This window comes from Kitasatospora dryopteridis, from assembly GCF_050749075.1.
GTDB lineage: Bacteria > Actinomycetota > Actinomycetes > Streptomycetales > Streptomycetaceae > Kitasatospora.
In genome coordinates this window covers 4,119,007-4,133,310 of sequence record NZ_CP192749.1, presented here as the reverse complement: position 1 = coordinate 4,133,310, position 14,304 = coordinate 4,119,007, and the positions used below count along the sequence as shown (strand labels likewise).

Annotated in this window: 13 protein-coding genes and 1 tRNA gene; 7 read left to right on the top strand and 7 right to left on the bottom strand. The window is 71.5% G+C overall.

What is annotated here, in order from left to right; genetic code table 11:
* Positions 1 to 145: 145 nt before the first annotated feature.
* Positions 146 to 229: transfer RNA gene (locus ACQ614_RS18875), tRNA-Leu, on the bottom strand.
* A 451-nt stretch (positions 230 to 680) separates the two neighbouring features.
* On the opposite strand from ACQ614_RS18875, the gene ACQ614_RS18870 reads away from it, so the two are divergent.
* From ACQ614_RS18870 to pknB, 6 genes are all read left to right on the top strand, one after another.
* Positions 681 to 1,544: an FhaA domain-containing protein gene (locus tag ACQ614_RS18870; protein ID WP_431679698.1), complete on the top strand. Its 864-nt coding sequence runs from the start codon at positions 681 to 683 to the stop codon at positions 1,542 to 1,544.
* A gap of 12 nt (positions 1,545 to 1,556) precedes the next feature.
* Entirely contained in the window at positions 1,557 to 2,069 is a 513-nt protein-coding gene (locus ACQ614_RS18865) for an FHA domain-containing protein FhaB/FipA (protein ID WP_363494592.1), read from the top strand.
* Positions 2,070 to 2,191: 122 nt separating this feature from the next.
* Complete coding sequence (locus ACQ614_RS18860) at positions 2,192 to 3,793, top strand: PP2C family protein-serine/threonine phosphatase (RefSeq protein WP_363494590.1); 1,602 nt, start codon at positions 2,192 to 2,194, stop codon at positions 3,791 to 3,793.
* A 45-nt stretch (positions 3,794 to 3,838) separates the two neighbouring features.
* Positions 3,839 to 5,272 (top strand): FtsW/RodA/SpoVE family cell cycle protein, encoded by a 1,434-nt coding sequence (locus ACQ614_RS18855; RefSeq protein WP_431679697.1) that lies wholly within the window; start codon positions 3,839 to 3,841, stop codon positions 5,270 to 5,272.
* A 13-nt stretch (positions 5,273 to 5,285) separates the two neighbouring features.
* Positions 5,286 to 6,749 carry a peptidoglycan D,D-transpeptidase FtsI family protein gene (locus ACQ614_RS18850; RefSeq protein WP_431679696.1) on the top strand — a complete coding sequence of 488 codons (1,464 nt, stop codon included), beginning with the start codon at positions 5,286 to 5,288 and terminating at the stop codon, positions 6,747 to 6,749.
* A 270-nt stretch (positions 6,750 to 7,019) separates the two neighbouring features.
* Complete coding sequence (gene pknB / locus ACQ614_RS18845; RefSeq protein ID WP_431679695.1) at positions 7,020 to 9,071, top strand: Stk1 family PASTA domain-containing Ser/Thr kinase; 2,052 nt, start codon at positions 7,020 to 7,022, stop codon at positions 9,069 to 9,071.
* A gap of 78 nt (positions 9,072 to 9,149) precedes the next feature.
* Here pknB and ACQ614_RS18840 read toward each other — a convergent pair whose 3' ends face one another.
* The 5 genes from ACQ614_RS18840 to ACQ614_RS18820 all read right to left on the bottom strand — a co-directional run bounded on the left by ACQ614_RS18840 (position 9,150) and on the right by ACQ614_RS18820 (position 12,616).
* A complete protein-coding gene (locus ACQ614_RS18840) occupies positions 9,150 to 9,848 on the bottom strand; it encodes a class E sortase (RefSeq protein ID WP_431679694.1) in 699 nt (232 codons plus the stop codon).
* A 24-nt stretch (positions 9,849 to 9,872) separates the two neighbouring features.
* Positions 9,873 to 10,883, bottom strand: coding sequence for a class E sortase (locus ACQ614_RS18835; RefSeq protein ID WP_431679693.1), 1,011 nt, complete (start codon positions 10,881 to 10,883; stop codon positions 9,873 to 9,875).
* Between the two features lie 4 nt (positions 10,884 to 10,887).
* Positions 10,888 to 11,547, bottom strand: coding sequence for an aminodeoxychorismate/anthranilate synthase component II (locus ACQ614_RS18830; RefSeq protein ID WP_431679692.1), 660 nt, complete (start codon positions 11,545 to 11,547; stop codon positions 10,888 to 10,890).
* Between the two features lie 61 nt (positions 11,548 to 11,608).
* On the bottom strand, positions 11,609 to 11,779 hold the full coding sequence (locus tag ACQ614_RS18825) for a hypothetical protein (protein ID WP_363496469.1): 171 nt from the start codon (positions 11,777 to 11,779) through the stop codon (positions 11,609 to 11,611).
* 78 nt (positions 11,780 to 11,857) lie between these two features.
* Entirely contained in the window at positions 11,858 to 12,616 is a 759-nt protein-coding gene (locus ACQ614_RS18820) for a DUF881 domain-containing protein (RefSeq protein ID WP_431679691.1), read from the bottom strand.
* Between the two features lie 164 nt (positions 12,617 to 12,780).
* Here ACQ614_RS18820 and crgA point away from each other — a divergent pair, with 164 nt between their 5' ends.
* A complete protein-coding gene (gene crgA / locus ACQ614_RS18815; RefSeq protein ID WP_363496472.1) occupies positions 12,781 to 13,029 on the top strand; it encodes a cell division protein CrgA in 249 nt (82 codons plus the stop codon).
* A 309-nt stretch (positions 13,030 to 13,338) separates the two neighbouring features.
* Here crgA and ACQ614_RS18810 read toward each other — a convergent pair whose 3' ends face one another.
* Positions 13,339 to 14,229 carry a rhomboid family intramembrane serine protease gene (locus tag ACQ614_RS18810; RefSeq protein WP_431679690.1) on the bottom strand — a complete coding sequence of 297 codons (891 nt, stop codon included), beginning with the start codon at positions 14,227 to 14,229 and terminating at the stop codon, positions 13,339 to 13,341.
* Positions 14,230 to 14,304 lie beyond the last annotated feature (75 nt).

The window sequence follows — 14,304 nt, the reverse complement described above, 5'->3', positions numbered from 1 at the left end:
TTCGCCCGAACTCCCCCCAAATCCGCCCCGGCATCCCCCCGAGCGGTCGGCATTGCTCCGGTGAGGGCGCGGCACCGCCTCACAGCACAACGGCGCCGGGCAACGAAAAAGCCCCGCAGATCCGAAGATCTGCGGGGCTTCGCTGTGCGCGAGGGGGGAGTTGAACCCCCACGCCCTTTCGGGCACTGGAACCTGAATCCAGCGCGTCTGCCTATTCCGCCACCCGCGCATGGGTGCTGTCGTAAGATGCTTGCCGCTCTTCCGACCTGTCGAGAACCTTACCGTATCTCTCCGGGTCTTCCGTCCGGCTCCCTCTCGGGCGCCCCTTCCGACGTGGAAAACATTAGCACGGCCTGCGGGCTACCTCCGAATCCGTTTCCCCGCCACCCGTGCAGCCGCTCCCCTGCGGGGCGGACGAACGGGTGACCGAGGGATGAGGAGGGGCTCGTGCGGGTACCCCCCGCTTGCCGCGCGGCCCGTTCCGCGGCGGCGTCCGCGCCGGGCCACCGCCCGATCCGGCACCCGCCGGGCAGGTGGCGGGGGGTGTGCCCGGTCTCACGCCCCGGGACCACGTTCCCGGGGAACCGTACGGATGGGCCCGACGTGGATACGATCAGTACGGAAAACCGCAACCCGGCCCGCGAGCGCGGCCCGGCCGACGCCCTGGAAGGGGGTGCCCCGTGGGAGTCCTGAAGAAGTTCGAGCAGCGGCTCGAGGGTCTCGTGAACGGCACCTTCGCCAAGGTGTTCAAGTCCGAGGTCCAACCGGTGGAGATCGCCGGCGCGCTGCAGCGCGAGTGCGACAACAACGCCACCATCTGGAACCGCGACCGCACGGTCGTCCCGAACGACTTCATCGTCGAGCTCAGCCCGCACGACTACGAGCGGCTCAGCCCGTACGCGGGCCAGCTCGGCAACGAGCTCGCCAACATGGTCCGCGAGTACGCCGAGGCGCAGCGCTACAGCTTCATGGGCCCGCTCCAGGTGTCGCTGGAGAAGGCCGACGAGCTGGACACCGGCCTGTACCGGGTGCGCAGCCGCACCCTCGCCGGCGAGGAGCCCGCGCAGCCGCAGCCGCCGGCCGCCCCTGGCGGTTACGAGCGGCGTCCGACCCCGCCGGCGCCCGGCGCACCGTGGCAGCAGCAGGGCGCGGCGCCGTACGGTGCGCCGCCGCCGCCCGCCTCGCCCCCGCCGGTTCCGCAGGGCCCGCCCGCGGTCGGCGGCAACGTCCGCCCCTTCCCGGGTGCCGGCCACAGTGGTGCGAACACCCGCCGCTGGGTGGAGGTCAACGGCACCCGGCACCAGATCACGGGCAACGCGTGCGTGCTCGGCCGCTCGACCGAGGCGGACATCCGGATCGACGACCCCGGCGTCTCCCGCAAGCACGCGGAGATCCGGCCGGGGACGCCGGCGATGGTGCTCGACCTCGGGTCGACCAACGGCATCGTGGTGGACGGGCAGCACACCCAGCGCGCTACGCTCCGCGACGGCTCCCGAATCGTCCTCGGGTCCACCACCATCGTCTACCGACAGGTCGAAGGGTAGAGCGGGCCACTCATGTCAGAACTGACCCTGACGGTCATGCGGCTGGGCTTCCTCGCCGTGCTGTGGCTGTTTGTCATCGTCGCGGTCCAGGTCATCCGCAGCGACCTGTTCGGGACGAAGGTGAACCCGCGCACGTCGCGGCGCACCGCCCCGACCGCCGCCGCGTCCACCGGCCGTCCCCCCCAGCAGGGCGGGGCCGGCGCCCCGCCGCAGCCGCGCCAGCGCCGCGGTGCGCCCACCCACCTGGTGGTCGTGCAGGGCTCGCTCGCCGGCACCACCGTCGCCCTGCAGGGGCAGACGATCACCCTGGGCCGGGCGCACGACTCCACGATCGTGCTGGACGACGACTACGCCTCGTCCCGCCATGCCAGGATCTTCCCGGATCAGACTGGGCAGTGGACGGTCGAGGATCTAGGCTCCACCAACGGCACCTATCTGGACCGGCAGCGGCTCACTGCACCGATGCCGCTCCAGCCCGGAATGCCGATCCGTATCGGCCGGACCGTCATCGAACTGCGGAAGTAGCGGCGCATGAGGGACACCACCCCGTCCAAGACCAGCCGGGAGCGCGGCCTCCGCGCTGCCGCTGCCGTGCGCGCCCGCGGCATGGTCGCCACCGCTCGGGCCCGGAAGGGGGCGGCGACCGCATGAGCCTGGTGCTGCGCTTCGCCGCCGGCTCCCACAAGGGCCTGATCCGGGAGGGGAACGAGGACTCCGGCTACGCCGGTCCGCGGCTGCTCGCCGTCGCCGACGGCATGGGCGGTGCGGCGGCCGGCGAGGTCGCGTCCTCGGAGGTGCTCGGTTCGATCGTCCGGCTGGACGAGGACATTCCCGGCGCCGACCTGCTGACCCTGCTCGGAGACGCCGTGCAGGGCGCCAACGACCGGCTGCGGCAGATGGTCGAGGAGGACCCGCAGCTCGAGGGCATGGGCTGCACCCTGACCGCGATGCTGTGGACGGGCCAGCGGATGGGCCTGGTGCACATCGGCGACTCCCGGGCGTACCTGCTGCGGGACGGCTCGCTGACCCAGATCACCCAGGACCACACGTGGGTCCAGCGGCTGGTCGACGAGGGCCGGATCACGCCCGAGGAGGCGGAGACCCACCCCCAGCGCTCGCTGCTGATGCGGGCACTCGACGGCCGCGGCCAGGTCGAGCCGGACCTCTCGATCCGCGAGGTGCGGGCCGGCGACCGCTACCTGATCTGCTCGGACGGCCTGTCCGGCCCCGTCAGCCACCAGACCCTGGAGGACACGCTCGGGAGCTACTACGCCCCGGAGCAGACCGTCCAGGAGCTGATCCAGCTGGCGCTGCGCGGCGGCGGCCCGGACAACATCACCTGCATCGTGGCGGACGTCATCGACGTGGGCGCCACCGACACGCTCAGCGGCCGGCTCGCGGACATCCCCGTGGTGGTCGGCGCGGTCGCCGAGGCGCAGCCGCACCACGGCGACCACAACCTGCTGAACACCCCGGCGGGCCGTGCGGCGGGCCTCGGCCGCCCGCAGGCGCCGCAGGGCGCCTTCGGTCCGGCCAACGGCTACGACCCGGCCGGCTTCGGCCCGGCCGAGGGCTACGACGACGAGTACGGCGCACAGCAGGGCTACGGCGCGGAGGCGCAGCCGTACGACGGGTACGACGAGGAGCGGCCGTCCCGGCGCCGCCGCAAGGGCAGGAAGCTGAAGGTCTCGCTGGCGGTGCTGGCGGTCCTCGGCCTGCTGGGCGGCGGCGGGTACGTGGGCTGGCGGTGGACGCAGGACCAGTACTACGTCGGCGCGGACGGCGACGGGGTGGCGGTCTACCGCGGGCTGAACCAGTCGCTGGCCGGCCTGAGCCTGTCCTCGGTGTACGAGCCGCACGCCGACATCGAACTCAAGTTCCTGCCGACCTACCAGCGGACGCAGGTGACGAAGACCATCCAGGCCAAGAGCCTGGCGGACGCGCGCGAGCAGGTCCGTACCCTGGGAACCCAGGCGGCGGTCTGCAAGAAGGTCGCGCAGGGCGCCAAGCCCGCCGAGGGCGGCACTCCGCAGCCCGGGGCGAGCCCGAGCCCCAGTCCGTCCGCCTCCCCGTCCGTGTCCGGCACCGCGCTGACCACGGCCGGGTTCAAGTCCGAGACCGCCGCCCCCGGGGCGAGCCCGAGCCCCAGCCCGAGCACCGACACCCTGAGCACCGGCAATCCCGGCACCACACCCGAACTGACCGAGCAGGAGAAGCAGCTGGCAAGCTCCTGCCCGACGACCCCCTAGCACCAAGCCCGCCAGGGGCCTCAGCCGTCGGGGAGCGGCCTACACGTGAGCACCTTTGACCTGAGCAACAACGCCACCGAGCGCCGCGGCCTGCGGCGGGGCAACACCACGATCACCCCGCAGAACGCGCCGAACCGCCGCAACACCGAGCTCGCCATGCTCGGCTTCGCGGTGGTGCTGCCGATGTTCGCCTACGCCAACGTGGGCCTCGCCATGGACGGCTCGCTGCCGGCCGGCATGCTGGCGTACGGCCTCGGCATGGGCACCCTGGCGCTGGTCGCGCACGTGCTGATGCGCCGCTTCGCGCCGTACGCGGACCCGCTGCTGCTGCCGCTGGCGACCCTGCTCAACGGGCTCGGCCTGGTGATGATCTGGCGGCTGGACAAGGCCGGCAAGCTGCTGTCCAACAACTTCCCGGCGGCCGCGAACCAGCTGATGTGGTCGGGCCTGGGCATCGCGTTCTTCATCGGCGTCATGGTGCTGCTGAAGGACCACCGCATCCTGCAGCGGTACACGTACATCTCGATGGCGGTGGCCCTGGTGCTGCTCGCCGCGCCGGCGTTCTTCCCGGCCCGGGCGGGCGACTTCGGCGCCAAGATCTGGATCCACATCGGCAGCTTCTCGATCCAGCCCGGCGAGTTCGCCAAGATCATCCTGACGGTGTTCTTCGCCGGCTACCTGATGGTCAAGCGGGACGCCCTGGCGCTGGCCAGCCGCCGCTTCATGGGCCTGTACCTGCCGCGCGGGCGCGACCTCGGCCCGATCATCGTGGTCTGGCTGCTGTCGATCCTCATCCTGGTGTTCGAGACCGACCTCGGCTCCTCGTTCCTGTTCTTCGGCCTGTTCGTGGTGATGCTGTACGTCGCCACCGAGCGCACCAGCTGGATCGTCTTCGGCCTGGTGATGTCCTTCGGCGGCGCGGCCGTGGTCGCCTCCGTCGAGTCGCACGTGCAGACCCGCATCAACTCCTGGCTCGACCCGATGGCGGCCTTCGCCGACCCGCCGCCGCCCGGCACCTCCGAGCAGATCGGCCAGACCCTGATGGCCTTCGGCTCCGGCGGCGTCACCGGCACCGGCCTCGGCCAGGGCCGGTCCTGGCTGATCCAGTTCGCCGCGAAGAGCGACTTCATCCTCGGCTCGTTCGGTGAGGAGCTCGGCCTCACCGGCATGATGGCGATCTTCCTGCTGTACGGCCTGATCGTGCAGCGCGGCCTGCGCACCGCGGTCGCCGCCCGCGACCCCTTCGGCAAGCTGCTGGCGGTGGGCCTGTCCTCCGCCTTCGCGCTGCAGGTGTTCGTGGTCGCCGGCGGTGTGACCGGCCTCATCCCGCTGACCGGTATGACGATGCCCTTCCTCGCCCAGGGCGGTTCCTCGGTGGTGGCGAACTGGGGCCTGATCGCCATCCTGCTCAAGATCAGCGACAGTGCGCGCCGCCCGGCCGCCGACCCGGAGCCGGCCACCGCCCCGGCTGCGGCCTGAAAGGGATCGACACGTGAACAAGCCCATCCGCCGGGTCGCGGTCTTCTGCCTGATCCTGATCCTCGCCCTGATGGTGCGGACCAACTGGGTGCAGGGCGTCCAGGCGCACGCCTGGGCCACCAACAAGAACAACGACCGGAACAAGTACGACCGCTACGCCTACCCGCGCGGCAACATCATCGTGGGCGGCCAGCCGGTCACCAACTCCGACTTCGTCAACGGCCTGCGCTACAAGTACAAGCGCAGCTGGGTCGACGGCGCGATGTACGCCCCGGTCACCGGCTACTCCTCGCAGTCCTTCGGGACGAGCCAGCTGGAGTCGCTGGAGGACGGCATCCTGGCCGGCACCGACTCGCGGCTGTTCTTCCGCAACACCCTCGACATGCTGACCGGTGACGACAAGAAGGGCGGCGACGTCGTCACCACGATCGACGCCAAGGCCCAGAAGGCGGCGTTCGAGGGGCTCGGCAACAAGAAGGGCGCGGCGGTCGCGATCGACCCGCGCACCGGCGCGATCCTGGCGCTGGTCTCCACCCCGTCCTACGACCCGGGCACCTTCTCCGGCAGCTCGGCGGCGGACGCCAAGGCCTGGACCGACCTCAACGCCGACCCGAACAAGCCGATGCTGAACCGGGCGCTGCGCGAGACGTACCCCCCGGGTTCGACCTTCAAGCTGGTCACCGCGGCCGCCGCGTTCGAGGACGGGAAGTTCCAGAAGCCCGAGGACAAGACCGACACCCCGAACCCGTACCTCCTGCCGGGCACCAAGATCGAGCTGAAGAACGCCAGCAAGACCGAGCCCTGCGAGAACGCCACCCTGCTGACCGCGATGGACTACTCCTGCAACACCGTCTTCGGCAAGATCGGCGCGGAGCTGACCGGGCAGAAGCTGCGCGCGCAGGCGGAGAAGTTCGGCTTCAACAACTCTAAGGTGGAGGTCCCGATCCGGGCCACCACCAGCGTCTTCCCGACGAACTCCTCCCCCGACGGCACCGCGATGGACGCCATCGGCCAGCACGACACCCGGGCCACCCCGCTGCAGATGGCCATGGTCGCCGCGGCGATCGCCAACAACGGCACCCTGATGGAGCCGTACCTGGTCGACCAGGAGCGCTCCAGCACCCTCGCGGTGGTCTCCAAGCACTCCGAGAAGGTGATGAGCCAGGCGGTCTCGGCCGGCACGGCGCAGAAGCTCCAGCAGCTGATGGAGTCGGTGGTGCAGAACGGCACCGGCACCAAGGCGAAGATCGACGGGGTCACGGTCGGCGGCAAGACCGGTACCGCGCAGCACGGCCAGGACAACAGCGGCCTGCCGTTCGCGTGGTTCATGTCCTACGCGAAGGGCGCCGACGGCAAGCAGGTCGCGGTGGCGGTCGTGGTCGAGAACGGCAGCGACGACCGCAGCGAGATCAGCGGCGGTTCGATCGCCGCGCCGATCGCGAAGAGCATCATGCAGGCGGTGGTCCAGGGCAAGTAGCACGGGGGGCCGGGCACCGACCTGAGGGAATCGTCACAGTGGGACCGTTCCGATGCATACCGGTCTGGTCTCAGCTGGCAGGCTGTTCGGGTTGCCGCGGGTTCGCCCGGTAGCGTATCCGCCAGCAGCGGGTCTACCCACTGCCAAGCCGCGGCTCCGGCCGCGGTGTCGGCGCCACAGAACCGCTGGGGCGGCGGCAAGCGTCCAACAGTGCGTGCGGGGACACCTACGTCACATCCTCACCGGCCGGTGAGGGAGAGGGTCGGAACTATGGAAGAGCCTCGTCGCCTCGGCGGCAGGTACGAGCTCGGCGGCGTCCTCGGACGCGGCGGCATGGCCGAGGTCTACCTGGCCCATGACACCCGGCTCGGCCGCACGGTCGCCGTGAAGACCCTCCGCGCGGACATGGCCCGCGACCCCTCGTTCCAGGCGCGCTTCCGCCGCGAGGCCCAGTCCGCGGCCTCGCTGAACCACCCCGCCATCGTCGCCGTGTACGACACCGGCGAGGACTACATCGACAACATCTCCATCCCGTACATCGTGATGGAGTACGTCGAGGGCTCGACCCTCCGCGAGCTGCTGCACTCCGGCCGCCGCCTCCTGCCGGAGCGCGCGCTGGAGATGACCATCGGCATCCTGCAGGCGCTGGAGTACTCGCACCGCGCGGGCATCGTCCACCGCGACATCAAGCCCGCCAACGTCATGCTGACCCGGCAGGGCAACGTCAAGGTCATGGACTTCGGCATCGCCCGGGCCATGGGCGACGCCGGCATGACGATGACCCAGACCTCGGCCGTCATCGGCACCGCCCAGTACCTCTCCCCCGAGCAGGCCAAGGGCGAGACCGTCGACGCCCGCTCCGACCTGTACTCCACCGGCTGCCTGCTCTACGAGCTGCTGACCGTGCGTCCGCCGTTCGTCGGCGACTCGCCGGTGGCGGTGGCGTACCAGCACGTCCGGGAGGAGGCGCAGCCGCCGTCCGCCTTCGACCCCGAGGTCCGCCCCGAGGTCGACGCAATCGTGCTCAAGGCCCTCGCCAAGGAGCGCGACTACCGGTACCAGAGCGCCGACGAGATGCGCGACGACATCGAGCGCTTCCTCGACGGCCTCCCGGTGGCCGCGGCCCAGCAGGCCGCCGCGTACGGCATGGGCGGCGCCGGCTACGGCTACGACCAGGGCGGCGCCCCGCAGTACGACCCGTACGGCCAGACCAACCTGCTGCCGCAGCAGGGGGCGGCCGGCCCGACCACCATGCTCCCGCCGGTCAACTCCCCGCAGTCCGGCTACGGCTACCCGCCCCAGGCGCACGACGACGGCTACGGCGGCGGCCAGGGCGGAGGCTACGACGACGAGGACGGCTACGGGCGCAGCAGCCGCCGGCAGAGCCAGCAGAAGAAGAGCAACACCTCCTGGATCGTGCTGGCCGTCGCGGCGGTGCTGGTCCTGGTCGGTGCGTTCTTCGTCGTGCAGGCGATGCTGAACAGCGGTGGTGGCGGCGGCAAGACGACCGCACCGAACCTGGTCGGTCTGAGCCTCACCGACGCGCAGACCAAGGCCAAGGCGCAGAACGACAAGCTGCTGGTGCAGGCCGGCGACCCGATCGCCTGCCCGGACGCGAAGATCCAGAAGGATCAGGTCTGCACCCAGGAGCCGGTCGCCAACTCCCAGATCGACGTGAGCACCCCGATCAAGGTGCACCTGTCCTCCGGCCCCGTGGAGACGGACATCCCGGACGTCACCGGCCAGTCGGTTGACGCGGCGACCACGACGCTGCAGGGCAAGGGCTTCACGGTCAAGACCGAGATCAAGAACGACGACTCGGTCGCCCAGGACAAGGTCATCTCGTACGACCCGAAGGGCAAGGCCGCGGCCGGCACCCAGATCACCCTGACCATCTCCGGCGGCGCCGGCAAGGTCGCGGTGCCGAGCGTGGTCGGCCAGACCAAGGACGCGGCCAACCAGGCGATCACCGACGCCAACCTGCAGGTCAAGGTCAACACCCAGGCGGTGACCGACCCGGCCCAGGTGGACCTCGTCCTGGACCAGAGCCCCAAGAGCGGCCAGCTGAAGAAGGGCGCCACGGTCACCATCACGGTCGGCAAGCTCGCGGACAAGCCCACGGTGCCGATCCTGCAGGGCAAGACCTACAAGCAGGCCTTCGCGCTGCTGACCCAGAAGGGCCTCCAGCCGCAGGTCGTCTTCGGCCCGCAGGACGACAACGCCATCGTGCTGACCAGCGACCCGCCGTCCGGCACTCCGGTCGAGCCGGGCGCGACCATCCGCCTGACCACCAAGCCGGGTGACACGCCTCCGGGCAACTGACGACCGAACGCACCGGAGGGGCCGCGCACCGCGCGGCCCCTCCGGCGTTCCCGGGGCCGGGAGGAGCCCCGGCACTGCTCAGGCGAGTTCGGGCGGCGGGGTGCGCCGGGCGTCCACCGGATCGACCCGCACCAGGCTCCCCCACACCACCAGCCGGTACAGCGAGGTGTAGGCGGGCGTGCAGGTGGTCAGGGTGATGTAGCGGCCGGGGCTCCCGTACGGCGACCCCTCGGGGACGGGGGCGATCACCCCGGTGTTCTCGGGGGAGGTCTCCGGCAGAACGCCGTCGACCCGGTAGACGTACCAGTGGTCGTCGGTCTCGACGACCACCGGGTCGCCGGGGCCGAGCCGGTCCAGGTCGTGGAACCGCGCGCCGTGCCCGTCCCGGTGGGCGGCCAGGGTGACGTTGCCCTCCGCGTCCCAGGGCATCGCCGAGCGGTACGGCGCCTCGTACAGGCCCGCCACTCCGGTGTCGAGGACCTCGGGGCCGGTGCCGGACCTGATCAGCACCTCGTTGCCGCGGCCCAGGGCGGGGACGTGCAGGAAGCCGACGGCCCCGGCACCGGCGCCCTCCACCCGGCCCCGGTCGGGCGGGGCAGCGCTCCAGTCGGCCCGCAACCGGGCGCCGGCCTGCGCCGCCGCCCGGTCCGCGAGCACGTCCGTCCACCAGAGCGACCAGGCCGCGAAGAGCGCTACCACCACGCCGAGTGTGATCATCAGCTCGCCCGCGGCCCCGGCCACCGCCGCGATCCGCTTGCTGACGGCGACAGGGCTCACGGCGGGCCTCCCGGGAGTGCGGGACTAGCCGGTGAGCGCGGCGGGCTTGCCCTGGCTCCTCGGCCGTTCCTCGAGCATCTTCCCGAACACGATCAGGCGTCCACGGGCGCTGAACTCGGGTGTACACGTGGTCAGCGTGATGTAACGACCCGGTTGGGTGAACGGCGAGCCCTTGGGCACCGGCTGAATGACCGACACGTTGGTCGGCGGCGTCTCCGGGATGCCGCCCGCGACCTCGTAGGTGTAGAAGGCGGTGGAGGTCTCCACCACGATCTTGTCACCGGGCGCCAACTGGCCGATCTTCCGGAACGGCTGACCGTGCGTCGTGCGGTGCGCCGCGACCGCGAAGTTGCCTGCCTTGTCCCCCGGCATCCCGGTGCCCGTGTAGTGGCCGACCAGGCCCTTGTCGAGCACCTGCTGCTTCTGGGTGCCCTCGGCGATCGGGTACTTGAGGCCCAGTTTGGGGATGTACAGCAGCGCGAAGCCCCTGCCGGGCTCGAACTGCCCGGCAGGCGGGGCACCGGGGGTGGCGGGCGCGGTCGGCTGCGGGGCGCTGTTCCACTGCTGCTCCAGCCGGTCCCCCGCGGCGTTGGCCGAGGCGTCGGCCTGCACGTTGGTCCACCACAGCTGGTAGGCGACGAAGAGCAGCATCACCAGGCCCAGCGTGATGAAGAGTTCGCCGACGGCCCGGGCGACCACGACCCGCTTCTTCTCCTGGGGCCGCACCTTGGGCGCGGCCTGGCGGCCGGAGGCCCGGCGCCTGCCGGTGCCCGGGGCGCCCAGCCCGGCAGCCGCCCGGCGGCGCTCGGCGCGGCCCTGCGGCTCGGCACCGGGTGCCGTCCCCGGGCGGGGCAGCGGGGCGGCGGGCTCGGGCACCGTCCGCAGCTGCATCGTCCGGTCGTCGAGCGGCCAGGCGCCCTGCCCGGCATCCTGTGCGGCGCTCTGGGCGGCCTCGGGGGCGACGGGCTCGTACACGCCCCACTCGTCGGCCCCCCGGCCCGGCTGCGCGCCCCCCTCCGGGCGTACGGCGGTCACCCGGTCAGCTCCGGCCGATCACCGGGGCGAGCCCGCGGGAGCGCCCGACGGCCTCCGGGAACCCGCACTCGGCGAGCCAGTTGGCGAGCATCCGGTGGCCTCCCTCGGTGAGCACCGACTCCGGGTGGAACTGCACGCCCTCGACCGGCAGCTCCCGGTGGCGCAGGCCCATGATGACACCGCTCTCGGTGCGCGCGGTCACCACCAGACCGTCCGGCACGGTGCCCGGCTCGACGGCCAGCGAGTGGTAGCGGGTGGCGGTCAGCGGCGAGGGCAGCCCCTGGAAGACGCCGCCGTCCTCGTGCTCGACCAGCGAGGTCTTGCCGTGCAGCAGCTCCGGAGCCCGGCCGACGACGGCGCCGTACGCCACGGCGATCGACTGCAGGCCGAGGCACACGCCGAACACCGGCAGGCCGATCGACGCGCAGTGGTGCACCATGTCGACGCAGACGCCGGCCTCCTCCGGGGTGCCCGGGCCGGGGGAGAGCAGCACCCCGTCGAAGCCCGTGTCGCCGGCGCGGCGCACGGCGTGCTCGACGGTCACCTCGTCGTTGCGCACCACCTCGCAGGTGGCACCCAGCTGGTAGAGGTACTGGACGAGGTTGAAGACGAAACTGTCGTAGTTGTCGACCACGAGGATGCGGGGCGAGCCGGCCGAGCTCATGCGGGGCTTCTCCTGGAGGGGTCCGGGTGCGGATCGGGCTGGGACGGGGAGTGGCGGGCGGTCAGCCGGCGCCGCCGTCCTCCACCGTGACGTCACCGAAGGGCAGCAGCGGTTCGGCCCACGGGAAGACGTACTGGAACAGGACGTAGACCGCCCCGACGACGAGCAGCAGCGAGATGATCGCGCGGACCGGGGTGGGCCCCGGCAGGTGGCGCCAGATCCAGCCGTACATCGAGCTCCTCGGGTTCGGGTCGGGTCAAGCGTAGACGCCGTGCCGTCGGGGCACGCCGCCGATCGCCCTCCTCCCCCTCTAACGGCTGTCGGCCGGGCCGAGATCCACCGAGCCCTGGTAGCCGGGGACGGTGAGGTCGTTGCTCTCCTGGACCTTCCAACCGAGGCCGTACGCGGCGACGTACTGCAGGTAGTTCTCGATGGTCGGGTCGGCGTTCAGCGCCGAGCGGAGGGCGTCCGTCTTCCCGACCGCCTTGACGACGTACGGCGGGGAGTAGACGCGGCCCTGGAGCAGCAGGGTGTTGCCGACGCAGCGCACCGCACTGGTGGCGATCAGCCGCTGGTCCATGACCTGGATGCCCTCGGCACCGCCGCGCCAGAGGGCGTTGACCACGGCCTGGATGTCCTGCTGGTGGATGACCAGGTCGTTGACGCCGGGCTCGGGCACCCCGGGGATGCGGGCGGTGGCGTTCTGCGGGGCGTCGTTGAGGGTGACGGTGAGGCCGGGGCCGCGCAGCGGTTCGAGGCCGGCGCTGCGCTCCAGGCTGCCGAGCATGGCGGTGTCGGAGGGGTTCTGGCTCTGGACGCCGGCCAGCCCGTCCACCCGGTCGTGCAGCTCGCCGATCTGCGCCTGGATCTCCTGGTTCTGGGTGCTGCGCTCCTGTATGACGTCGCTGAGCCGCAGCAGGGAGTCGTCGGTGCGCAGGTCGGTGCCCTGGGCGGTCCGGGCGCTGATGTAGAAGAGCAGCCCGGCCAGCGCAAAAACGGCGCAGGTCAGGGCACGGCCGACAATTCGGATGCGCGAAGGGCGGCGAACTGCCGGAGAAGGGGGAATCATGGAATTAGGCACCGTACCCTTATCTCCTTCAGACCCGGCGAACCACTACGCTAACGGACGCCGGTGGCATGTGCGGAGCACGTCTCACGTACGGACCGGCCCCCACAGCCGCCCCGCTCCGCTGCACACCGCGCGGTCACAGCGCATCGACAGGAGAGCCACTCGTGCCGAAGTCCCGAGTCCGGAAGAAGGCCGACTACACGCCGCCGGCCACCACCGCCGTGAAGATCAGCTCCGGCCGCGGCTGGGTCGCCCCACTGATGCTGGCGATGTTCCTGATCGGACTGGTGTGGATCGTCACCTACTACGTGACGAGCGGCGACTGGCCGATCAGCAGCTGGGGCAACTGGAACATCCTGGTCGGCTTCGGCTTCATCGCGGCGGGATTCGGCGTCTCCACGCAGTGGAAGTAGCGGCCCCGGCAGCCGCGATCCTGCCATCGCCGCCCCGGCTCGGTCCGGGGCGGCGTTTCGCTGCCCCGCCGACGGCCGATCGTACGTTTATCCACACGGTTATCCACACTGGGGAAAACTCACCCCAGCCTGTGGATAACCTGCTCGTGGATTCCGTCCACACGCCCCTGCGCATTCCGCGCGACCGGCAATTCCACCAGTAAGACGCGCGTAGACGCGGTGTCCGCGGCCCGGCACCTGCACCCGCTGTGCACAACGCTGCGCGCGCTGTGGACAACCCGCCTGCACCCGGCCGTCCCCAGGCCGTCCTCAGGCCGCCAGACTGGCCGTCTGCAGGGCCACCAGCAGCACCACCACGGCCAGCACGCCGGCCACCGTCAGCCCCTGGACGAGATTGCGGTGCGCCCTCGGCGCGTACATCAGCCCGGCGCCCGTGACCGCGCCCGCGATCAGCCCGCCGACGTGCGCCCGCCAGTCGATCGCCGACACCGAGAAGGTGATCACCAGGTTGAACACCAGCAGGGCGATCACCGGCCCCAGCGGCGTCCGGGTCACCCGGAACAGCACGGCCGTCGCACCCAGCAGACCGAAGATCGCCCCGGACGCGCCCACCGAGAAGACGTTGCCCCCGGTCACCACGTACGCGAAGGCGTTGCCCGCCAGGCCGGAGAGCAGGTACAGCGCGAGATAGCGCGCCCGCCCCAGCACCCGCTCCAGCTGCGGCCCCAGCACCCACAGCGAGACCATGTTCATCAGCACGTGGAACGGCCCGGCGTGCACGAAGACCGCGCTCAGCAGCCGGTACCACTCCTCGGGCCCCTGCGCCACGCCGTAGCGCACCGGGACGCCCCCGAAGCTGGTCCCGCTGAGCATCGCCAGCCGGACGCCCCACTCGGGGCTCAGGTACTCGGTCACCAGGAAGACGAGCAGGTTCAGCCCGATCAGCACCTTGGTGACCAGCGCGCCGTCCGCCGTCGGCAGGCCGCCGAACCGCGTCCTGGCCGGCCGCGACTCGGCCGCCCCGCCCCGCACGCACTCCGGGCACTGGAAGCCCACCGAGGCACTCACCATGCAGTCCGGGCAGATCGGCCGGCCGCAGCGCGAGCAGGCCACCCCGGTCCCCCGCTCGGGATGCCGGTAGCAGCCGGGCAGCTGCGCCGTGCCCTCGGGCGTGGGACGTACGGGCTCGTCCGGGAGCATCCGGGATTCCCTCCTCGCGCGACAGGTCCCGGCGGCCGCCCTGCGGGGCACCACCGGGACCGTCCAGGCTACTGC

Bases quoted from the DNA above. Each gene is read 5' to 3' on its own strand.
- ACQ614_RS18865 (WP_363494592.1), top strand. From the start codon at position 1,557: ATGTCAGAACTGACCCTGACGGTCATGCGGCTGGGCTTCCTCGCCGTG.
- ACQ614_RS18820 (WP_431679691.1), bottom strand. From the start codon at position 12,616: ATGATTCCCCCTTCTCCGGCAGTTCGCCGCCCTTCGCGCATCCGAATT.
- ACQ614_RS18810 (WP_431679690.1), bottom strand. From the start codon at position 14,229: ATGCTCCCGGACGAGCCCGTACGTCCCACGCCCGAGGGCACGGCGCAG.
- ACQ614_RS18860 (WP_363494590.1), top strand. From the start codon at position 2,192: ATGAGCCTGGTGCTGCGCTTCGCCGCCGGCTCCCACAAGGGCCTGATC.
- pknB (WP_431679695.1), top strand. From the start codon at position 7,020: ATGGAAGAGCCTCGTCGCCTCGGCGGCAGGTACGAGCTCGGCGGCGTC.
- ACQ614_RS18830 (WP_431679692.1), bottom strand. From the start codon at position 11,547: ATGAGCTCGGCCGGCTCGCCCCGCATCCTCGTGGTCGACAACTACGAC.
- ACQ614_RS18825 (WP_363496469.1), bottom strand. From the start codon at position 11,779: ATGTACGGCTGGATCTGGCGCCACCTGCCGGGGCCCACCCCGGTCCGC.